The organism is Adhaeribacter terreus, assembly GCF_042657365.1.
Classification (GTDB): Bacteria; Bacteroidota; Bacteroidia; order Cytophagales; family Hymenobacteraceae; genus Adhaeribacter_A; species Adhaeribacter_A terreus.
Genome location: NZ_JBHSKT010000002.1, coordinates 224244 through 243907 on the forward strand (window position 1 = coordinate 224244; position 19664 = coordinate 243907).

The window sequence follows — 19664 nt, forward strand, 5'->3', positions numbered from 1 at the left end:
GTTATTTATCAATAATATTTCGAGAAAAACTAAGGGCAATGAAAATAACATCCCTATTATCAATACTAATCTTTTTAAGTATTTCCTGCAAGAAGAAAGATCCAGAACCGGATGGCCCATCCGTTGTGGGAGAGTGGAAGGCTCAATACCGTAAAGAAGGTATTTTTACTTATCCCCAAATGGAGCCTGCTTTTCCAACCAATTTCTCGCAAAATTATCCCTATCAGGATGAGATCTTATTTAATTTTCAGCCTGATATGACTTTTAAGGAGTCATTAGCGAACATCTATGCTCCTTCCGGCTATTTCTCTATGACTTACAATTATGCCTTAGAGGGCAACAAGATCATTTTCAGTAAATATGATAGTACCTCCAATTTTTTCCCTTCCGGAAAAATATATATTGATAGTTTAACTTAAAACAGACTTGTATTTAGGGACACAGTAGTTAATACCATGTTCCAAAGTTTAGGTGTCCGCATAAATACTGCAACCAGAAAGTAAAAATGTGTTACGAGGTCTTATCCTTGATCTGTGGCGCACAGACCAACCTGCTGCCGTTAAAAGTTCCTGCTAATTTTTACGCTACTGCTTTGGTCTGTGCGCCACAGACCAAGGAAAGGGATTTTAACACCCAGAAACGCTATTCTTCCAAACCGAAAAACCCGGCTGTTCCACAGACCGGGTTTTTATTTTTCAATCAATCAACAATCAACGAAATTTACATTTTCCCGCCGGCAATCAAACCGCGCAGATCATCACCCAAATTATCGATTTTCTTTTTGATCTCATCCCAGGCGCTTTGGGTTTTGGTTTCCGGCGAATTCAGCTTTTCGGCAATTAGGGCGCGTTTGGCTTCCAGGGCGGTAATATGTTCGTGGTAGGTATGGTTCGAATCTGCCGTGGTAGCCTGTACTTTGGCTTTCAAGGTTTTAATTTTATTGTCGAGTTCCTCCAGGCTTTTCTTGATCTCAGTTTCAGATAAATGGGCCGGAGCACGCATGTTTTCGGGTTTCAGGTTGTAAGTATCCATTGCGGTTAGGGTTTAGTTTTCAGCGCTAAAACGATACCGTTTTTGCTTTAGAATTTTAATACTGCCAAATGCCCGAAAAAGATATAGCAAGCAGCACTATTTTAAGCTAACATCCTTGGTTTAGTGTTTTCCTTTTCAATTTAACGCCTGCATTTTTAATTTAAAAACGGTAGGGTTTTCGGGCGCAAAAGTGCTTTAGAAAAAATGGTAAACCTTAATTTGAAGATTATTGTTTTTTGTTATCTTTACAAACAGCGCAGGCAAATATGGTAAGTTCAGACGCTGATTCTAATAGCGATACACATGCAGATTATAGTTGTAATTTGTGCTTTTCTTTTGCAAGTTCTGCTGCCGGCGCCGCAACAAACGTTATTTATTACCAAAACCGGAAACATTCAGTTTAAATCGGAAGCACCGCTGGAACTCATCGAAGCACGTTCTGCTAAAATGAAAGGCGTGATCAATCCGGCCGAGCAAACTTTTGCTTTTTCGGTGGCCAACAATTCTTTCGAAGGGTTTAACAGTGCCTTGCAGCGCGAACATTTTAACGAGAATTACATGGAAAGCAATAAATTTCCGAATTCATCTTTTTCCGGAAAAATTATTGAAACCATAGATTTTACTGTTGATGGCACGCACACCGTTCGCGCGAAAGGAAAATTACTGGTGCACGGCGTAGAACAGGAACGCATTATTAAAGCAACGTTGCAGATCAAAAAAGGCGTAATTTCGGTTTCTTCCAGTTTCACAGTGCCGCTGGCCGATCACAACATTACCATTCCCAAAATTGTGTACCAGAAAATTGCCGAAGAAATTCAGGTAGATCTAAACGCCGTTCTGCAACCGCAATCTTAAATTCCCGATGCCGGTTTTTCGCCTGTTCTTGTTCCTGACTTTGTTCCTGCCATTTTTGGTTTCGGGCCAGAATCTGCATTTTAACGCGCGCACTTTTGAGCACAATAACGAACCGCTGAAAATTAAAAAGCTTTACCAGGATGCTGCCGGTTTTATTTGGCTGGGCACCGCGCAAGGCCTTTTTCAGTACGATGGCTTTGAAACCAAACCTGTTTTTTTAGAAAATGCAGCTAAACCAATTCCGCCCGTTTCTTCCCTTTTTCAGGATAAACATAAACGCCTTTGGATTGGCTGTGAAAACGGAGAAATTTACCGCCTTAGCAATCAGAAATTAACACCCTTTAAACCACAAAGGAATGCACCGCAATCTGCCATTTTAGCCATTCAAGAAGATACACAAGGCAGTATCTGGCTGGCAACGTACGGCGATGGTTTGTATTGCTGGAAACAGAATTTACTCTATCAATTCAATACCAAAACCGGCTTGCCCGACGATTACGTGTACGCGCTCACGGCCGATAGAAGCGGGAATATCTGGGCCGGAACCGACCGTGGTATTGCCATCTGTAATTTCAGTGCTCATAAAAAGCAGGTTTCCAGGATCGGAACCGCGCAGGGCCTGCCCGATAATATTGTAACGTCGCTGGCTATTTGTCCGGGAAAGGAAACGATCTGGGCGGGAACATATTCCGGCGGTTTCTGCCAGATAAATGCCGAAACCCGGAAAATTACGAAGCTGGAAATAGCCGAAAACTGGCCTTACAGCGTGATTTCGGCCATATTGCCCACAACCGCCAGCGCCGCTTTGATCGCAACGTATAACCACGGCCTTTTCGAATTCGATCTGGCGGAGCCGGAAAAATTGGTAGCGGTTGAAGATAATAAACCGTCCGGCTTTAAAATTTCTGACTTGCTTTACGATGCTGAGGGTTTGGTTTGGGTAGCCGGCAATACTTCCGAAATCCGTTTAGCAAAGCCAGCCCTTCGTTTTCTGAAATTCCCGGAAAAGCAATCGGCAACGGGTGTGCTGGCGGTTTTGCCCGATACGCACGGTAATATCTGGTTCAGCACCGACGATGGCCTTTTCTGCGCACAAAAACAAAACGATGGTTTCAGCATAAAACCCGCTTTTGCAGCCCTGCCTTTTCAGAAATTTAAGGTGATAAGTTTATACGAAGATACGCAGGGCTTTATGTGGGTGGGAACCTTTGGCGGCGGCGTTTTCAGAATTGATCCGGCTAGCGGAAGAGAAACCCAATACACGGAAAAGAACGGTCTGGTAAACGATAACGTACTTTCCATCGACGGTTCCGGAAACGAGATCTGGCTGGCTACGTTGGGTGGAGCATCGTGGTGCAAACTTAATACCAACGACGAAACTTCGCTACAATTTCAGAATTTTAACCAGCGCGACGGCATTGGTTTCAATTATATTTACCAGGTTTTTATAGACCGTAAAAAGCGCGTCTGGTTTGCAACCGATGGCAAAGGTTTAACCAAATTAGAGCACGGCCGATTCACCAATTATTCCGGAAAAGAAGGCTTAACTTCCCGCACCGTTTATTCTATGGTCGAAACCCAGGATGGAAATTTATGGGTTAGCACGCCTAAAAACGGACTTTTTAAATTCGACGGGAAGCAGTTTGTAAATTTCAGCAGCAAGCAAGGTTTGCGTGACCTGAATATTAACGCTTTGCAAACCGATAAATTTGGCAACCTGCTTATTCTGCACCAGAAAGGTCTTGATATCTTAGATCCGAAAACCGGGAAAATGCGCAACTTAGGCTCGGAAAACGGCTTGCAAAATATGGGTCAGGACCTGAACGCCATGGCAAAAGCAAGCGACGGAACGGTATGGTTTGGGGCGCAAAAAGTGCTGGTTGCTTACCAACCGGTTTCTATGCAGGTGGCCGCTCAACCCAAAACCAACATTACCAGTCTGCAGCTTTTCCTGAAACCCATTTCTACGGAACCTAACCATGCATTTAAGCACGACGAAAACCACATTTCCTTCAATTATGCAGGGCTTTGGTTTCAGCAACCGGAGGAAGTAAGTTACCGGCTAAAGCTGGAAGGTTATGACCGCGAGTGGATATTTTCGAACAACCGCAGCATTACGTATCCAAAACTTCCGCCCGGAGAATACACTTTCAAAGTCAGCGCTTCGGCTAATGGTAACTTTCAAAACGCGCCAATAGAAACCTATCATTTTCTGGTGCAGCAACCTTTCTGGAATACAACCTGGTTTTACCTGTTAAGTTTTGTGGCCGCTGGAAGTTTGCTTTTCGGGTTTATTAAAAGCCGTGAAAAACGCCTGAAAAAAGCCGAACGCCTGGAAAAAGATAAAGTAATGTTCCAGTTCGAAACGCTTAAGAACCAGGTAAATCCACACTTTCTTTTCAACAGTTTTAATACGCTCATCGGCATTATTGAAGATGATCAGGAAGCGGCGGTTGCGTACGTAGAAAAGCTTTCCGATTTCTTCCGGAACATTCTGGTTTACCGCGAAAAAGATACGATCACGTTGGGCGAAGAACTGGAACTGGTGCAGCGCTATTACTTTTTGCAGCAAAAACGATACGGTTCTAATCTGGCTTTAGAAGTTCTGGTGCCTGAAAATGAACTGGAATTGCTGGTTGCGCCGCTTACTTTGCAGCTGCTCGTAGAAAATGCGATCAAGCACAACGTGGTTTCTCGCAGCAAGCCTTTATTGGTTCAGATTTTCACCGAAGCGGGGGCTTATCTGGTGGTGCGCAATAATCTTCAGAAGAAAAAAATGCCCGAAAGTTCTACTGGTATCGGGTTAGCCAATATTGTTAAACGCTATACTATATTAACCCGAAAACCGGTGCAGGTTATAGAGAACGCTATGGTTTTTGAGGTAAAAATTCCCTTAATTTCTGAACTATGAAAGTATTTCTGATAGAAGATGAAGAAGTTGCGGCTGCCCGCATGGAAAAACTTTTACGCCAGCTCGAGCCCGGCTTGTACATTGCCGGCGTGGCCGATAGTATTGAAAGTTCGGTGGAGTGGCTGCGACAGAATCCGGCGCCGGACCTCATTTTTTCGGATATTCATTTGGCTGACGGATCGAGTTTCGAAATTTTTAAGGAAGTGGAAGTTACCGCGCCGGTTATTTTTACCACGGCCTTCGACCAATATGCGCTGGATGCTTTTAAAGTGAACAGCATCGACTATCTGCTGAAACCGGTAAAACAGGCCGAGCTTGAAAAAAGCCTGGAAAAATGGAAAAGGTTACGTTCGCAAAACACAAATCCGGTGATCGATTATCAGCAACTTTTGCAGGCTTTAAAACCCGCGCAGCAGCATTTTCAGAAACGCCTGGTTATTCGCTACGGTCCGCACATAAAAACCGTGGAAGTGGCTGATGTGGCTTATTTTTTCACGCAGGAGAAAGTTACCTTTCTGTGCACTTTCGAAGGAAAAAAACTGCCGGTAGATTCCACGCTTGACGAGCAGGAAAAAGAACTCGATCCAACCGTTTTTTTTCGCATCAACCGCCAGTTTATCATCAATGTAAAAGCCATCGGCAACATGCTAAGTTACTCCAAATCGCGCGTGAAAATTGAGCTGAATCCGCCATCGGAAATTGAAACAATTGTAAGTACAGAGCGGTCTGCAACATTCAAAAACTGGCTTACCGGCAAATAAGAGATTTAGAAAATTGAAAGGTAATTATTACGTTTCCAAATCTTCAAACTACCAAATCCCTTTCCAATTCAGGTTACAGAAAACTGGTTCAGCATTCACTTTTTCCCGTTCGGCAATATTTGTTTCTGTTGCTTTAATAAAGCATGCTTATTTGTCGTAGAAATCACCATGAATGGTTTCTGAATGATGATGATGGATCTCAGAATCCGGCGGCTGTCCGAATGATCAGTCGCCGGATCTGGGAAACTTTCTTTCGGTAAAAATTAAGTAAATTAGAACTCGCCAACACGCAACCCGGAAACTCCCGATGAAAGAGATTTTTCAGCAATATACCGGTTTTATAATGTTGTTTGGGCTTGGGTTTTTTATGGCCTGCAAACACGAAATTCCGGTGCAGCCGGCGCCTGAAAATCCAAGTAATAATAACCCAGTAGATACCGGCCAGCCATGCGACCCGAACACCGTTTACTTTCAGCGCGATGTATTGCCGATCCTGCTTTCGAACTGCACCATGAGCGGCTGCCATAATGCAACTGACCGCGAAGATGGTGTGGTGCTGGATAATTATGCAAACGTGATGGCCACGGCTGATGTAAGACCCGGAAATGCCGGTGGCAGCGATCTTTTTGAAGTGCTGGTAGAAGACGACAAAGATAAACGCATGCCATACGGAAGAAATTCGCTTACTGAGGCCCAGATCCAGATCATTCAGACCTGGATTAACCAGGGCGCTAGAAATGAAATTTGCGGCACCAGTACCTGCGATACAGCTTCGGTAACGTATTCGGCGGTTATAAAACCTTTGGTACAGAACAATTGCTCTGGTTGCCATAATAATAGTTTAGCTTCCGGCGGTTATAATTTCAGTACGCATGCCGGTTTGGTGGTAGCAGTAAATAATGGCAGACTGGTTGGTGCGGTTTCGCATGCGGCAGGTTTTGTACCGATGCCTCAGGGCGGGAAATTAACCGATTGTCAGGTTTCCCAGATAAAAAAATGGGTGAACTTTGGTGCGCTTAATAATTAAATGAACTTCATGAAGAAATATATTTTTGGTTTTTTGGTAAGTGGGACGTTCTTTTTTTCGGGCTGCTATTACGATGTGGAAAGCGAGCTGTACCCCAAAGATCCGAACCAAACCTGCGATACGCTGAATATTGGTTACCAGGCACGCATTGAGCCGATCGTAAAAAATAATTGCGTTACCTGCCACAGTGGTAGCGGCGCTAGCGGCAATGTAAGTCTGGATTCTTACCAGGGAGTAAAAGACGCTACGATAAGCCGGAATTTGTACGGTGCGATATCGCATACTTCCAGTAAACCCATGCCGCAAGACGGAAATAAACTGCCCGACTGCGATATAATAGCAATAAAAAAGTGGATAGACAGCGGCCATCCGCAATAGTTTGAAGAAGAAACATGAACAAGAGAAATTACCTGATCGCTTTCGTTTTGCTGCTGGCAGTGTTGGTTTCATACTACTTATACAACAAACCAACCCGCAACCTGACCAATGAAACCGCCGATCTGAGTTTGCCGGCTCCGGAACTTTACCGGCAGTTTGCTGAAAATGAAGCGCACGCCAATCAGCAATACCTGGATAAGGTAATTCAGGTGAAAGGCGTTTTACAGAACGTAAGCCGCGGCAACGATGGCTCCCTCAATCTAACGCTTGATGCAGGTAACCCGATGGGCGGCGTTACCTGCGAAATACCAGGTAGCAATATTCCGGAAGGTCTGAATTTGAAAACCGGCCGTGAAATGACTGTGAAAGGGCAGTGCACCGGTTTTCTGATGGATGTGGTGTTGGTGAAATGCGTGGTGGTGCCATGAGTTTTTCAGCTTAAAATGATACCGTTTTTTATTCGCCTTTTTAAATTTAATTTTTTATGAAAAAGTGTGTTTTAACCTTACTTTTTAGCGGCATTTTAGCCGTATCGGGTGCTTTTGCGCAGGATAAATATTTTACCAAAAACGGTCAGGTTACTTTCTTTTCCAGCACACCCATGGAAAACATTGAAGCCAATAATAACAATGCTACCAGCGTGATAGATGCCAAAACCGGTAAAATGGAATTTGCCATTCTGATGAAAGCTTTCAAGTTCGAAAAAGCTTTGATGGAAGAGCATTTCAATGAGAATTACGTGGAATCTGGCAAATATCCAAAAGCTACTTTTGCCGGCAATATTACCAATATAAGTGCGGTAGATTTCAGTAAAAACGGTACGTATAAAGTAAACGTGAAAGGCAAAATGACCATTCATGGCGTAACCAAAGAGGTGGAAGCACCGGGTACTATTACCGTAGAAAACGGCAAAGTAAAAGCCCATTCGGTTTTTAATGTGGCGCCCGATGATTATAAGATCGAGATCCCGAAACTGGTGCGCGAGAAAATTGCGAAGGAAATTAAAGTAACCGTAAATATGGATTATCAGGCCTTGAAAAGCTAACCGCCCCTCATGAAGATCTTCCGGAAATATTTTTTGCTTGCCCTTACTTTTTTTGCCGTTTCGCCTACCGTTTTTGCGCAGGATGATCTGCTTTCTTTAATAGAAGACGAAAAACCGACCACCGAATTTGCCAAAGCCAGCTTTAAAACCACCCGCGTAATTAACAGCCAGTCGTTGGAAAATACGGCACCCGGCGTACTCGATATGAAAATTTCGCATCGTTTCGGGCCACTGAACGGCGGCGCTTACGAACTTTTTGGTTTAGATGCGGCTACTATTCGCATTGGCCTGGATTACGGTATTTCGAAGCATTTAATGATAGGGGTAGGCCGGAGTTCGGTGCAGAAAACCTATGATGGCTTCATGAAAATGAAACTGTTGCGGCAAAGCAGCGGCGCCCGCAACATGCCGGTTTCGGTTATCTGGTTTTCGAGCATTGCGCTGAATTCTTTGAAATGGCAAAACCCGGAACGCAACAATTATTTCAGTTCGCGGTTGGCTTACACGCATCAGCTTATTTTTGGCCGGAAATTTTCCGAAGGCTTTACGTTACAGTTTATGCCAACTGTGGTACACCGTAACTTAATTGCCACCAATGCCGAAAAGCACGACGTAATTGCGTTTGGAGTAGCCGGCCGGCAGAAATTAACGCGCCGCCTGGCCATAAACGCCGAATATTATTATGTGTTGCCTGATCAGATAGCTGAAAATATGCGCAATTCCTTAGCCATTGGTTTTGATATTGAAACCGGCGGCCATGTTTTCCAGCTGCATTTTACTAACTCAACGGCCATGGTAGAAAAAGGCTTCATTACCGAAACCGATGGAAACTGGTTCGATGGAGACATTCGTTTCGGCTTTAATATTTCCCGCGTATTTACCATTAAGCAAAACAACAAAGATTAATTTTAAGCAGAAAACGTTATCTTTTTGAGCGTGAAAACTAAAATGCCTGACTAAGAAATTGGTCAGGCATTTTAGTTTATTTGTGGTTCAGTATTTTTCTGCAAGAGCCAGTACATGCCCATCCGGATCTGTCACGTAACCAACAGTATGTCCCCAATCTCGCGGCTGCACAGTACTGATCATTTTGCCGCCATTTTTTACGGCGCGTTCACACACTTCAGCGGCGTTTTCTTTAAATAAATAAAGTTCGCAACGCGGAATGCCGTTGCCGGAAGCAGGGTGGGGAAGGTGTTCGCCCAGAATCTTTGCAATTCCGTTTTCGGGCATCAAACCGAGTTTGCAGGTTTCACTCAGGTCAAATTCCGTCATACCGGGCACATCTAAAGTTGGTGTTTGTTGTAGTACGTTTGCGTAAAACGTTTTGCTGCGGCTTTGGTCAGCAACATAAAGAATGAATTCTATCATGCGTCAGGGTGGAGTTTTTAGGGCTGAAAAGGTAGCGTTTTTTTCTTGCCGGTGGTTATTTTTCGTGCACAATAGTTGCCCAGAAACCAAGGCCGGCCGGCACTTCAAACCAATCTCCCTGGCTGGTTTTGCGGGCATAACTATCGGAATTGAAGAAACCGGCGCTGAAAAATAAACCGCGTTTGCCATAATCTTTTATCCATTCCAGCGTGAGCAGGCAATCGGAACTGATGTAAATGTCTTTGTCGGAGAGGTCTAAAGTATGCGTGCCGGAGTCACCGGTGAAATCGGTGTAAAGTGGTTCTTTTAGCAGGTTTTCGCCGATTTTACCGTTTTTATAATCATATAAGTTAACCCGGAAAAGCACGTTGTGGTAGCTGTTGCTGGCAATATTGAAATTTACGTTTTCTAATTTGCCGGGCTTTTTCTTGTTATACCGCAAAACCGTTCCCACTTCCGAACCCAGATCGTTAGAAGTAAATCCCGCCGTCATAAACTTCGAATCGGTGGTATTGCCGGCTGTAATGGTTTTGATTTTTCGGGGCTTAATTACAACTTCCTGCAAATTGCGGGTTTGTGGTTGCAGCGCAATAATGCCGTTTTGCCGAGCCAGCACATTTGCAAAATCACTTGCCGGAAATAAACGGCTTTCATAACCCAGCATCGAAACTTTTATCGTATCTCCGGGGCGGGCTTTTTCAATGTTCAAAACGAAACTGCCTTGTTCATTGGCCACGGTTCCGGCATCGCGGTGCAGAATACCAATACTGGCAAATTCAATGGGTTGCTTGGTTTGTGCATCCAGAATCCTGCCTTGCAAAGTTTGGGCCTGTAACTGAAGCGTAAACAGCAAAGTAACTAATATCACAGCAAATAGCTTTTTCATGAACGTGGCGTTTAGAGAATATACTTTGCAAGCAAGATGCTGTTTTTGTTGGTTTGGTTGTATAAGTTAGAAAAGTTTGTTTGAAACGCTATTGTTTGCGGCGTAAAAAGTGATTTAGTCCTTTTTTATTGGAGGGGTGAATTTAATCGTTTTCCTGACTGCGGGAGGAATAGGTTCAATTAACAAGTTGAATTTGTCGTTTTTACCTATAAATTGAGCGAGGCTATCATCTTTAAGATCGGTTTTCCGAAAAATTGTATCTTTTATTTCATCTCGTCCGAATGTGCTTAATCTGGAAATAAATGGCCCGAAATCACTTGGTCCTACCTGGTAAATAAAATACCTGGTTAAAGTATCGCGTCTGTATTGAATTATATGTCTTTGTGGTCCATCTAAAATAATTCCTAATAAGGAAGTATCACTCAGAAATGCTTTCCCATTTTGGAGTTATAATGCTTCCTAAATGAATCGTATAGCCAAGCTGTCTTTTGTGTAATCATATTTTCCCGCCCAAATTTTAATGTATCCAGGCGAATCTATAAAAGTAGAATTCCGCTTTATATAAAAAGAATCGTTTAGTAAATCGAATTTCCAAAATTGATTAAAACCATACTCTAATTTGCCATCAATATTCCGGAAACTTAAGCCGGTACCAATGTTAATCTCATGCACCTTCGTTGGCTCAGGCAATTTCTTCTCAGCTTTCCTGCAACCGAAAAACGGTATCAAAATCAACGCAAAAAGTAAAACCGTTTTCCTATTCATAGCAGCTTTAAACATTCCTTAACAAGTTAGAAACTTTAGCTGAAATAAAAACAAAAAGCCTTCCCGGTTTCCTGGGAAGGCTTTTAAAAATGGTAGGCTTTTCAGCGTAAAAACTACACTAATGTGCCTTCAATTACTTCTTTCACTTTCTGAGCAGCTTCTTTCAGCTGTACAGCAGAGTAAACTTTCAGACCAGACTCGTCGATGATACGGGCGCCTTCTTCAGCGTTGGTACCTTGCAGACGAACAATGATCGGAACTTCGATGTTGCCGATGTTTTTGTAAGCTTCAACCACACCGTTAGCAACGCGGTCGCAACGTACAATGCCACCAAAAATATTGATCAGGATCGCTTTCACGTTCGGATCTTTCAGAATAATGCGGAAACCAGCTTCTACGGTCTTTGCGTTTGCTCCACCCCCTACGTCCAGGAAGTTAGCAGGCTCACCGCCAGAAAGCTTGATGATATCCATAGTTGCCATCGCCAGACCAGCGCCGTTTACCATACAACCAACGTTTCCGTCCAGTTTTACATAGTTCAGGTTGTGCTCGCCCGCTTCAACTTCCAACGGATCTTCTTCGGTAATGTCGCGCAGGTCTGCCAGATCTTTGTGGCGGTACAGTGCGTTATCATCTAAGTCAACTTTAGCATCTACTGCTAAAATTTTATTGTCAGAAGTTTTCAGAACCGGATTGATCTCGAACATCGAAGAATCGGTTTCTACATAAGCTTTGTAAAGTGCCGTGATGAATTTCACCATTTCTTTAAAAGCCTCGCCTTCCAAGCCTAAGTTAAAAGCAACTTTACGTGCCTGGAAACCCTGTAAACCTACAACCGGGCTAATATATTCTTTGAAGATCTTATCTGGCGTGTGCTCCGCAACTTCTTCAATGTCCATACCACCTTCAGTAGAATACATGATCACGTTCTGGCCGGTAGCACGATCTAATAAAATAGAAACGTAGAATTCTTTGGTTTCAGAAGCGCCTGGGTAATAGACATCCTGCGCGATAAGCACTTTATGTACATTTTTGCCTTCCGGACCGGTCTGGTGCGTTACCAGGTTCATACCAATGATCTGACCGGCAATTTCTTTTACCTGCTCCAGGTTTTTAGCCAGTTTCACCCCGCCGCCTTTACCGCGGCCACCAGCGTGGATCTGCGCTTTTACAACATGCCAGCCAGTACCGGTTTCTTCGGTTAAGCGTTTGGCAGCTTCTACGGCCTGTTCCGGCGTTTCCGCCACAATGCCTTCCTGAATGCGAACGCCGTAGCGTTTCAGAATTTCTTTTCCCTGATATTCGTGTATGTTCATGGGTACAGTTTAATGGTCGCACGAAAGTAAGGTTTTCCGGTTTTATTTTCAAATTCCTTCGCTTTTTTAATCTGAAAGTGCCGGTTATTGTCCAAAGATGTTTAAATTATAGCTCCTTTTAGATCTTTCAAAAAACGTTACTTCAATTTTAAAGCCTGTTCACCATATTTTACATTGACCATTGCCAAAATAGCCTTATTTTGCATAATTGTAAATAGCACCCTATGTTTAAACAGATATATTTTTCTGTCGGTCTTGTAAAAGGGCTGATACTCTCTTTGGTTTTTTGCAGCTCAGCAATCGTGGCAAATGCAGCTTTGCCTTCCAAAGAAGTACAAAAAGGCAAAACGCTATTGGTTCAGGGCGAAAAACTGATTCAACGGTTGGCTGCCGACAGTGCTTACCTGGCCTTTTCTGAAGCCGCTACCTTACTAAAAGATAAATCTCCTTCAGATTATATGCTGGCCCGGATCGGGCTTGCCACTTCCTTGCTGCAAATGAAAGCCACATTTACCTGTTATCAGCAGATGCAGGAAGATGAACGGTTTTTGATGAAACATGTGAAGCCAACCGACGAAGCTTATAGCCAGTTTTACCGGTTAAAAGGAGAATTACACTTTAGTAACCGCGAAGTAGAAAATGCGCTTGCCGCCTGGTACCAGGCCCGTCGTTTAACCATTAAAAAGCACGGGAAGAATAGCTTGGAAGCTGCCCGGGTGTATGCTGATTTAAGTAAATGTTATTTCGCCGGCGGCCGTACAGATTCTTCATTTATGTACGTTTCCAAAGCGCTGCAGATTGTAAATAAACAAGCCGAACCATTAAGAACGGAGGGAGCCCCAATTATTTATAGTCTTTACGGCATGCACTTCAGAAGCTTTCAGTTTGAAGAAAAAGACAAATTTAAGAAAGAGGTTGTTTATAAAGGAAAGAAATACCCCACCAATACCCATGTTAACTTAGCTTATCAGGATAGTGCGGAGCAGGCAGTGCTGAACCTTTATGGAAAAGATAACCAGTATTTAGCTAAGGTTTATACTAATAAGGCGTTTGCTTACAGCGAGTTAGCGAGTATTACTGAGGACGTTGAACTCAGAAGAGAATTAATAACGACAAAAGTAATTCCTTATCTAAAAAAAGGGATCGGAATTTATAAAAAGTACCATAATCCGGAAATTGCCTATCTGTATGTATCGCTTGCCGGTACTTATTCTGAAAGTTTAATATTAAATAAAAAGCTAAGCGAGGAAAACATTTTACTGGCTTTAAAAGCGTGTTTGCCTGGTTATAAAGGAACGAATCTTTACCAGGTTCCAGCTTTAACGAATATTCAATCTGAAAATCATTTGGGGTTGATTCTGGAGCATGTTAGCTATTATTTCCTTGGCCAGTATTATGCTTCCAAAGATCTGAAAGATCTGGAAACCTTTAATCAGTACGGCCTCAAAAGCCTGGAGCTGGCCGAATTTATCCGGAAAAAGAAGGCAATTTATGCAAACGAGAACGATGCTCCCGCCATCCTTTTCCAAAACTGGAACTATGGCCTTTCAATCGAGTCTGCCCATATGCTTTACGAAAAAACCGGAAATGAAAAGTACAAACAGCAGGCATTCAGGAATATCGAAAAATTAAAGAATGCCAATTTATTACATGCTGCGCTTGGCTATCAGCTAGCTAACACTCTGCAAAACTATGATAACCTGGATAAGAACCTTAAACGCTTAACCGCTAAAACTTTACGGGAAGAAGAGCAAACGGAGATAGCCCGCCGGTTCGCAAGCCTTCGGAATAAATCTCCTTTTAGAAATGCTAAAACGCAACTGGCATCAACCCGCCAGGAAATGCAGCAATTGGCCAGCGAAGCTAAAACAAAATATCCGGCGTTCTATGGTGCCAGAATTGAGCAAAACAACGCTTTAAGCATAGAAGAAGTGCAAAAGAGGCTGCCAGATAATAAAACTGCCAAAATAAGCTATTTCTTAAATGTTAATTACGCTTTCGATCGTGAAGTTTACATGCTGGTAGTGCAAAAAAAACGTACAGATTTTATCCGGACGACTTTGCCGCAGGATTATGAGCTCAAGATCGATTCGCTGGTTCATAGTATAACGAATTCTGATTTGCCGGTTTACCGGAAATTAGCCAGCCAGTTTCACGAGTTACTGGTAAAGCCAGCCGATAAAGTGCTAGGCAAACAAGTAGAAAAACTCATGATCATGCCCGACGGTTATTTGTGGCAGATCCCTTTCGAAACGTTGCTTACCAACCAAACCGCTTCGTCCGATTATCGGAAATTGCCTTACCTGCTCAATAAATATCATATCAGTTATCAGCATTCTTCCACTTTAAATAAACTTAGTAAAGAGCTGACCCGAGCGCAGGATCAGAAGTTCGAAAAACCTATTTTGGCCATGGCACCTTTTGCAGATAAAAGCCTGGCCGGGCAAATTGCTTCCGGAAAAATAAATCTGATGGGTGGTGAAATGATAGCCGGAACCTACGCAAAATTGCCTTATACTATAGACTTGTTGCTGAAGCTACAGCAAAAAGTGAAAGGTATGTTCCTGATAGACAAAGAAGCCACCGAAGAATACTTTAAATCGCATGCGAGTAATTTCAGCATTATTCACCTGGCTACGCACGCCGAAACGGATATGGCTAACCCGCTGAATTCAAAGTTTTTGATGGCGAAAGGGGAGACGGAAGACGGAGAACTGCACATGAGCGAATTACTCAACCTGAATATCAGGCCAAATCTGGCTGTGCTAAGCGCCTGTGAAACCGGAAAAGGTATGATAGATAACAGAAACGATGCAATGACGAGCTTAAGCTGGGGATTCTATTATTTAGGTTGCCCAAGCACACTTTCTACCCTCTGGAAAGTGGATGACCGCCAAACCAGCACGGTACTTTCCAGTTTTTACGAATACCTTTTCGCCGGAAAAACCAAACAGGAAGCCCTGCAACAAGCCAAAGTTGATTTCATTTCCAAGGCCCGTAATTCCGAAGAAGCAAATCCGTTTTACTGGAGCGGCCTGGTACTAACCGGCGACGAAGGACCGCTGCCGGTAGGTCTTGAACCGTGGTGGAAACAAACCTGGTTTCTTGCAACTGCAATGATGCTTGCTGCACTGGCTGGTTGGCTTATCTGGAAAAAACAACGCAGTGCCGGTAAGTTACAAAAGCAATTTGCTTAACAGTTTAACTTCCGTTTTCTATAGTCTGGAATAAAAAAAACTTCCGCAGCGCTGAACTTGATGTTTACGCTGCGGAAGTTTTTTTATTGGCTAATCTGTAAAAGAAAAACGCTATGGTTTAGGACTTAAAAACTGCTTCCCAGAATTTCAGCAGAAATATCGTGGAAAGGATGTTGCTCATTTGCAGCCATTTTTTTGAAAGCAGCCTTGGCTTCCGGTTTTTTGCCGGCTTGCCATAACGCCATAGCGCTGTAATAATCGGCTTTATGTTTAAAGGCAGAAGTACTTTGGTTCCGGACCGGATCTAAATAACGGAAAGCAGAATCGGAGTTTTGTAGTTTCAGCCAGAAAATGCCGCGGTAAAAAGTGGTGGTATCGGAAGTAGTAGTTGGTAAGCTATTTAAAGCTTCTTTAAACTGGCCCTGACGGTAAAAATTCATGGCCTGGTTGTAAGCGCTTTTATTATTACTCATCAATACGGGTAAACCTGGGTCGTCAATAAAAGCAGCCTGCCAGTTATTTGCTTGCTTGCTTTGCTGGTTCCACAGAAAAATACCCGCGCCCAATACAGCCGCAACTGAAGCCGCAATACCAAGTTTACGGAAGGAAAAACGCTGGTAAGATGGTTGGGTTTCCTTTTGAAGTTGTGCTTCGTAAGCAGCCATTTGCCCTAAAAGGCGTTCCCGGTGAAAAGACTTAATACCAGCTTTTAAAGTCCGGAAAAGCTCAAATTCAGCCATCAGGTCATTATCTACAGCCAGGCGCTTCCGGAATTCCGAAACTTCTTGTGCAGTCATCTGACCACCCGCAAAACGCTCAATATCTTCCAGATGTGATAGTTCAGGATTCAAAACGGTATCTTTTAGCAATGAAAAACTAAATTCCTATAGAAAACAATAAGCCGGAAATTTATCTGGATTTAAAAATGGAGGCCAGTTTACGCATGCAATTCGCTTTTTTTACTTTGGCTACGTTGTCGTTTTTATAATTCAGAACCTGTGCAATAGCAACCATGCTCAGTTCCTGAAAATAAAATAACTCCAGTATTTTCTGGCAATCGCCGCCAAGTTTGTTTAAAGCTGCATGCACTTTGGCCTGTTGCTCTTTTTCCAGTTCCGGTTCGTTATCGTTTTCTAACATGTTAATATCCGGAAGGTCGTCGAGGTTAGCGTACATAACCGCTTTTTTTTTGTCCCTCAGAATTTTGTATTTCCCGATCGCAAAAAGGTAGGTGCGCAAACTGCTGTTCAGGGTCTGGAGTTTGCCATTGGTTACGTTTTCGTAAAAGCTTATGAGGGTAACCTGGAATATATCGCGGGCTTCTTCCTGGTCTAAAGAAAACTTCCGTTCGGCCCAGTCAGTAAAATCCCGACGGTAAAGTGTATAGATTTCCTGCAGGCAAGTTTCGTCGCCACATTTTAATCTTTCTATGTAATCACTGTCGTTTGCCAAGAGATGTGCTGAATGTTTAGAACCTTGAAGTGCTACGTTTTTCTACGAAAGGATTTTTAGCAGGTTTTGTTGTAAGATTTTTGGAAGGTATTGAAAATTCCTGGCGAAATATACTAACCTTTTTCAAAAAAAAAGTATTAACCTGTTATTATACTGCCGCTCAAAACCTAACTCATTCACTACTAAACTACAACCCGAATGCAAATTTTATACGCCGTTACCTTCCGCGCTAAAAACAATCCAGGTTCTGGCTTGTTGCAGAAAATAAAACTGGTTGCCGGCGACCAGGTACAAGCTGTTGAATTTGCTTCTCAACAGGCCGAAGCACTGAATTTAGAAGTGATACGGGTTGAAGAATTACAGCCAGTTGAACAAGGAGCATTTCCGTTGTTCACCAATCTCCAATTTCAGGATGATTTAAGACAATAAACGATTGTTAAACTTCCTAAAAAGAGTTTATATGAAAAAGTGGAAAGTAAAGTTCTGGCCGACCCGGCAAACCGTACAACAACAGAATCAGTTGAAAGAAGTAGTGATAAAAGTTGATAAGATCGCGGAGATCCGCCCGCAGTTACAGGTCCACTTTCCGCAGTGCCAGATCAATTCTGTAGTAGAAACGGCATAATTTCGGACAAAGAAACATTGCCGCGCTTTCCGGCCGATTTTTTTTAGTAAGTTTGCCAGCATGACAACGCCGGAGACCCTGCTGCAAGCCACCAATATTTTTAAGAACTACGGTACGCTGCCTGTACTGAAAGGCATAGATCTGACCATTGCCAAGGGCGAAGTTGTGTCTATTGTAGGCGCTTCCGGGGCTGGTAAAAGTACGTTGCTGCATATTTTAGGTACTTTAGATGCGCCCGATCGGGGCGAAGTGCATTTTTCGGGTCAGGATCTTACCAAAATGAATAACGGCGATCTGGCGCGTTTCCGGAACAAATACATCGGTTTCATTTTCCAGTTCCATAATTTATTACCCGAGTTTACCGCCCTTGAAAATGCCTGTTTACCGGGTTTCCTGGCTGGCCGCCCAGAAAAAGAAGTAATAGCGCGCGCTACCGAATTACTGGAAATGCTGCACTTAGGCCACCGCTTAGAACATAAACCTTCCGAAATGAGTGGTGGAGAACAGCAACGCACTGCTGTAGCCCGGGCCTTGATCAATTCACCGGAAATCATTTTTGCCGATGAGCCCAGCGGTAACCTCGATTCTAAAAACGCGCACGAACTCCACGATATTTTCTTTCGTCTGCGCCAGGAACTGAACCAGACCTTTGTAGTAGTAACCCACAACGCTGAATTAGCCGGTATGGCAGACCGCAAACTGGTTATGAAAGACGGCCACATTGTCTCGTAAATTGCTTAATTGTTATATTGCTGATTGATAATTGTTGATTGTTCAGATATGAAATGTAGAGACGCAAAATTTTGCGTCTTTTTTTTGCGCGAAATTCTGCAACCAGTCAACCATCTGTTTCCTTTCCATTAATTGATCCGGTTGGGTTTAACTGTTGCAAATACATTTCTTCCCTTGCAAATAATCCAGCATTCATTAACATAATTTAAAGCCCTTTTTAGGTTAGAAAAAGCTAATGGTTTTAGCGTTGTTCTTTTGTTTTGTAACTCCCTGATATTCAGGTATTCCTGTTAGATTAGTAAATGTTTTAAAATTATTTGTAACTATCTGATTATCAGTGCTAAAAATTACTAAAAAAGTGTAGGAAATTTGCACTTTTCAGTATGCCTTCCTGTTAAGAAGTAACAATCAAAAACTAGTAAAATGAATCAGGAAATGAAGGAAGAAAAAATGGTCAGAAAAGCGAAGGTAGAAAGTTATGACATTTCCCGTTCGGATGAAACCATGCATTTGGCTGTTGATTTAGCCAAATTTATCAAAGAAAATAAACTATATCAGAATATTCAGGGCAAAGAGTTCGTGAACGTGGAAGGCTGGCAATATGCCGGTTCGCGTTTAGGTATTTTCCCGGTGGTGGAGCACGTAATTAATTTCAGCAACGAAACTGAAATGAAATACGAAGCCAAAGTAACGTTGCTGAACGTGCGTAGCGGCCAGACCGTAGGCGCGGGTTTTGCAATTTGTTCAAATAAAGAAAATGGCAAGAAATATTACCAGGAATTCGCGATAGCATCGATGGCGCAAACGCGGGCAATTGGTAAAGCGTATCGAAATATTCTGGCCTGGATCATTCGCGCAGCGGGTTATGAACCAACCCCTGCCGAAGAAATGGATTATACTGGTGCTTCGGAAGTGAAAGTGGTAGCCCAACCTGCAGCAAAAGCCGAAAAAGCTGCTCCAAAAGTAGTTGCCAAAACGCAGGAAGTTGCCATGAAAGCCAATTCGGAAGAAGTAACTTCGGCGAAACCTGAAGCTGCTGCCGTAATTGAAGAACCAGCCATGAAATATGCAACGGCTAAGCAGAAAGAAGAAATTATCCGCCTGCTGAACAACGTGGTAATTACCCGTCAGGAGAAAACCAAAATGTTGCTGAATATCAATAAACTGGACGAAGAACGGGCCGCACAGTCTATTCAGAAGCTGGTAAAAGTAATTGAAGAGCGCGAAGCGCAATCGAAAGCCGCTTAATTTTAATTGCTGAAAAATTTAATAGCGCAGGGCACAAGCTCTGCGCTATTTTTTTGCCTTAAG

Annotated in this window: 20 protein-coding genes; 14 read left to right on the forward strand and 6 right to left on the reverse strand. The window is 43.0% G+C overall.

Going from position 1 to position 19664, the window contains the following annotated elements:
* The first annotated feature begins 38 nt into the window (after nucleotides 1–38).
* Nucleotides 39–419, forward strand: coding sequence for a hypothetical protein (locus ACFPIB_RS03880; protein WP_378016116.1), 381 nt, complete (start codon nucleotides 39–41; stop codon nucleotides 417–419).
* A gap of 301 nt (nucleotides 420–720) precedes the next feature.
* On the opposite strand, the gene ACFPIB_RS03885 is transcribed toward ACFPIB_RS03880, so the two are convergent.
* Complete coding sequence (locus ACFPIB_RS03885; protein WP_378016117.1) at nucleotides 721–1032, reverse strand: sll1863 family stress response protein; 312 nt, start codon at nucleotides 1030–1032, stop codon at nucleotides 721–723.
* Between the two features lie 303 nt (nucleotides 1033–1335).
* On the opposite strand from ACFPIB_RS03885, the gene ACFPIB_RS03890 reads away from it, so the two are divergent.
* The 8 genes from ACFPIB_RS03890 to ACFPIB_RS03925 all read left to right on the forward strand — a co-directional run bounded on the left by ACFPIB_RS03890 (nucleotide 1336) and on the right by ACFPIB_RS03925 (nucleotide 8915).
* Nucleotides 1336–1887 (forward strand): YceI family protein, encoded by a 552-nt coding sequence (locus tag ACFPIB_RS03890; RefSeq protein WP_378016118.1) that lies wholly within the window; start codon nucleotides 1336–1338, stop codon nucleotides 1885–1887.
* A gap of 7 nt (nucleotides 1888–1894) precedes the next feature.
* Nucleotides 1895–4798 carry a two-component regulator propeller domain-containing protein gene (locus ACFPIB_RS03895; protein ID WP_378016119.1) on the forward strand — a complete coding sequence of 968 codons (2904 nt, stop codon included), beginning with the start codon at nucleotides 1895–1897 and terminating at the stop codon, nucleotides 4796–4798.
* Entirely contained in the window at nucleotides 4795–5559 is a 765-nt protein-coding gene (locus tag ACFPIB_RS03900; protein WP_378016120.1) for a LytR/AlgR family response regulator transcription factor, read from the forward strand. The genes ACFPIB_RS03895 and ACFPIB_RS03900 overlap by 4 nt, the downstream gene beginning before the upstream one ends.
* A gap of 307 nt (nucleotides 5560–5866) precedes the next feature.
* On the forward strand, nucleotides 5867–6586 hold the full coding sequence (locus ACFPIB_RS03905) for a hypothetical protein (RefSeq protein ID WP_378016121.1): 720 nt from the start codon (nucleotides 5867–5869) through the stop codon (nucleotides 6584–6586).
* 9 nt (nucleotides 6587–6595) lie between these two features.
* Nucleotides 6596–6964 (forward strand): c-type cytochrome, encoded by a 369-nt coding sequence (locus ACFPIB_RS03910; protein ID WP_378016122.1) that lies wholly within the window; start codon nucleotides 6596–6598, stop codon nucleotides 6962–6964.
* A 14-nt stretch (nucleotides 6965–6978) separates the two neighbouring features.
* Nucleotides 6979–7392, forward strand: coding sequence for an OB-fold protein (locus tag ACFPIB_RS03915; RefSeq protein ID WP_378016123.1), 414 nt, complete (start codon nucleotides 6979–6981; stop codon nucleotides 7390–7392).
* 56 nt (nucleotides 7393–7448) lie between these two features.
* Complete coding sequence (locus tag ACFPIB_RS03920) at nucleotides 7449–8009, forward strand: YceI family protein (protein ID WP_378016124.1); 561 nt, start codon at nucleotides 7449–7451, stop codon at nucleotides 8007–8009.
* 9 nt (nucleotides 8010–8018) lie between these two features.
* Nucleotides 8019–8915 (forward strand): DUF5777 family beta-barrel protein, encoded by an 897-nt coding sequence (locus ACFPIB_RS03925; protein WP_378016125.1) that lies wholly within the window; start codon nucleotides 8019–8021, stop codon nucleotides 8913–8915.
* 87 nt (nucleotides 8916–9002) lie between these two features.
* Here the strand turns inward: ACFPIB_RS03925 and ACFPIB_RS03930 are convergent, their stop codons facing one another.
* The 3 genes from ACFPIB_RS03930 to sucC form a co-directional block, all read right to left on the reverse strand.
* Nucleotides 9003–9380, reverse strand: coding sequence for a VOC family protein (locus ACFPIB_RS03930; protein ID WP_378016126.1), 378 nt, complete (start codon nucleotides 9378–9380; stop codon nucleotides 9003–9005).
* Nucleotides 9381–9435: 55 nt separating this feature from the next.
* Nucleotides 9436–10266, reverse strand: a complete 831-nt coding sequence (locus tag ACFPIB_RS03935) for a carboxypeptidase-like regulatory domain-containing protein (RefSeq protein WP_378016127.1) — start codon at nucleotides 10264–10266, stop codon at nucleotides 9436–9438.
* 878 nt (nucleotides 10267–11144) lie between these two features.
* Nucleotides 11145–12347: an ADP-forming succinate--CoA ligase subunit beta gene (sucC, locus tag ACFPIB_RS03940; protein WP_378016128.1), complete on the reverse strand. Its 1203-nt coding sequence runs from the start codon at nucleotides 12345–12347 to the stop codon at nucleotides 11145–11147.
* Nucleotides 12348–12649: 302 nt separating this feature from the next.
* Here sucC and ACFPIB_RS03945 point away from each other — a divergent pair, with 302 nt between their 5' ends.
* On the forward strand, nucleotides 12650–15544 hold the full coding sequence (locus ACFPIB_RS03945) for a CHAT domain-containing protein (RefSeq protein WP_378016129.1): 2895 nt from the start codon (nucleotides 12650–12652) through the stop codon (nucleotides 15542–15544).
* A gap of 125 nt (nucleotides 15545–15669) precedes the next feature.
* Here ACFPIB_RS03945 and ACFPIB_RS03950 read toward each other — a convergent pair whose 3' ends face one another.
* Together ACFPIB_RS03950 and ACFPIB_RS03955 are read right to left on the reverse strand one after the other, a co-directional pair.
* Entirely contained in the window at nucleotides 15670–16395 is a 726-nt protein-coding gene (locus tag ACFPIB_RS03950) for a hypothetical protein (protein ID WP_378016130.1), read from the reverse strand.
* 58 nt (nucleotides 16396–16453) lie between these two features.
* The gene (locus tag ACFPIB_RS03955; RefSeq protein WP_378016131.1) at nucleotides 16454–16996 is read right to left on the reverse strand and encodes an RNA polymerase sigma factor; all 543 of its coding nucleotides are present in this window, start codon (nucleotides 16994–16996) and stop codon (nucleotides 16454–16456) included.
* 198 nt (nucleotides 16997–17194) lie between these two features.
* Between ACFPIB_RS03955 and ACFPIB_RS03960 the strand changes: the two genes are divergently transcribed.
* The 4 genes from ACFPIB_RS03960 (at nucleotide 17195) to ACFPIB_RS03975 (ending at nucleotide 19601) form a co-directional block, all read left to right on the forward strand.
* Nucleotides 17195–17425, forward strand: coding sequence for a hypothetical protein (locus ACFPIB_RS03960; RefSeq protein ID WP_378016132.1), 231 nt, complete (start codon nucleotides 17195–17197; stop codon nucleotides 17423–17425).
* Between the two features lie 31 nt (nucleotides 17426–17456).
* Nucleotides 17457–17621 (forward strand): hypothetical protein, encoded by a 165-nt coding sequence (locus ACFPIB_RS03965; RefSeq protein ID WP_378016133.1) that lies wholly within the window; start codon nucleotides 17457–17459, stop codon nucleotides 17619–17621.
* Nucleotides 17622–17681: 60 nt separating this feature from the next.
* The gene (locus tag ACFPIB_RS03970; RefSeq protein WP_378016134.1) at nucleotides 17682–18353 is read left to right on the forward strand and encodes an ABC transporter ATP-binding protein; all 672 of its coding nucleotides are present in this window, start codon (nucleotides 17682–17684) and stop codon (nucleotides 18351–18353) included.
* Nucleotides 18354–18788: 435 nt separating this feature from the next.
* On the forward strand, nucleotides 18789–19601 hold the full coding sequence (locus ACFPIB_RS03975; RefSeq protein WP_378016135.1) for a hypothetical protein: 813 nt from the start codon (nucleotides 18789–18791) through the stop codon (nucleotides 19599–19601).
* Nucleotides 19602–19664: the final 63 nt, after the last annotated feature.

Bases quoted from the DNA above. Each gene is read 5' to 3' on its own strand.
- ACFPIB_RS03900 (WP_378016120.1), top strand. From the start codon at position 4,795: ATGAAAGTATTTCTGATAGAAGATGAAGAAGTTGCGGCTGCCCGCATG.
- ACFPIB_RS03890 (WP_378016118.1), top strand. From the start codon at position 1,336: ATGCAGATTATAGTTGTAATTTGTGCTTTTCTTTTGCAAGTTCTGCTG.
- ACFPIB_RS03880 (WP_378016116.1), top strand. From the start codon at position 39: ATGAAAATAACATCCCTATTATCAATACTAATCTTTTTAAGTATTTCC.
- sucC (WP_378016128.1), bottom strand. From the start codon at position 12,347: ATGAACATACACGAATATCAGGGAAAAGAAATTCTGAAACGCTACGGC.
- ACFPIB_RS03970 (WP_378016134.1), top strand. From the start codon at position 17,682: ATGACAACGCCGGAGACCCTGCTGCAAGCCACCAATATTTTTAAGAAC.
- ACFPIB_RS03965 (WP_378016133.1), top strand. From the start codon at position 17,457: ATGAAAAAGTGGAAAGTAAAGTTCTGGCCGACCCGGCAAACCGTACAA.
- ACFPIB_RS03915 (WP_378016123.1), top strand. From the start codon at position 6,979: ATGAACAAGAGAAATTACCTGATCGCTTTCGTTTTGCTGCTGGCAGTG.
- ACFPIB_RS03920 (WP_378016124.1), top strand. From the start codon at position 7,449: ATGAAAAAGTGTGTTTTAACCTTACTTTTTAGCGGCATTTTAGCCGTA.
- ACFPIB_RS03960 (WP_378016132.1), top strand. From the start codon at position 17,195: ATGCAAATTTTATACGCCGTTACCTTCCGCGCTAAAAACAATCCAGGT.
- ACFPIB_RS03910 (WP_378016122.1), top strand. From the start codon at position 6,596: ATGAAGAAATATATTTTTGGTTTTTTGGTAAGTGGGACGTTCTTTTTT.
- ACFPIB_RS03935 (WP_378016127.1), bottom strand. From the start codon at position 10,266: ATGAAAAAGCTATTTGCTGTGATATTAGTTACTTTGCTGTTTACGCTT.
- ACFPIB_RS03975 (WP_378016135.1), top strand. From the start codon at position 18,789: ATGAAGGAAGAAAAAATGGTCAGAAAAGCGAAGGTAGAAAGTTATGAC.
- ACFPIB_RS03925 (WP_378016125.1), top strand. From the start codon at position 8,019: ATGAAGATCTTCCGGAAATATTTTTTGCTTGCCCTTACTTTTTTTGCC.
- ACFPIB_RS03930 (WP_378016126.1), bottom strand. From the start codon at position 9,380: ATGATAGAATTCATTCTTTATGTTGCTGACCAAAGCCGCAGCAAAACG.
- ACFPIB_RS03895 (WP_378016119.1), top strand. From the start codon at position 1,895: ATGCCGGTTTTTCGCCTGTTCTTGTTCCTGACTTTGTTCCTGCCATTT.
- ACFPIB_RS03905 (WP_378016121.1), top strand. From the start codon at position 5,867: ATGAAAGAGATTTTTCAGCAATATACCGGTTTTATAATGTTGTTTGGG.
- ACFPIB_RS03885 (WP_378016117.1), bottom strand. From the start codon at position 1,032: ATGGATACTTACAACCTGAAACCCGAAAACATGCGTGCTCCGGCCCAT.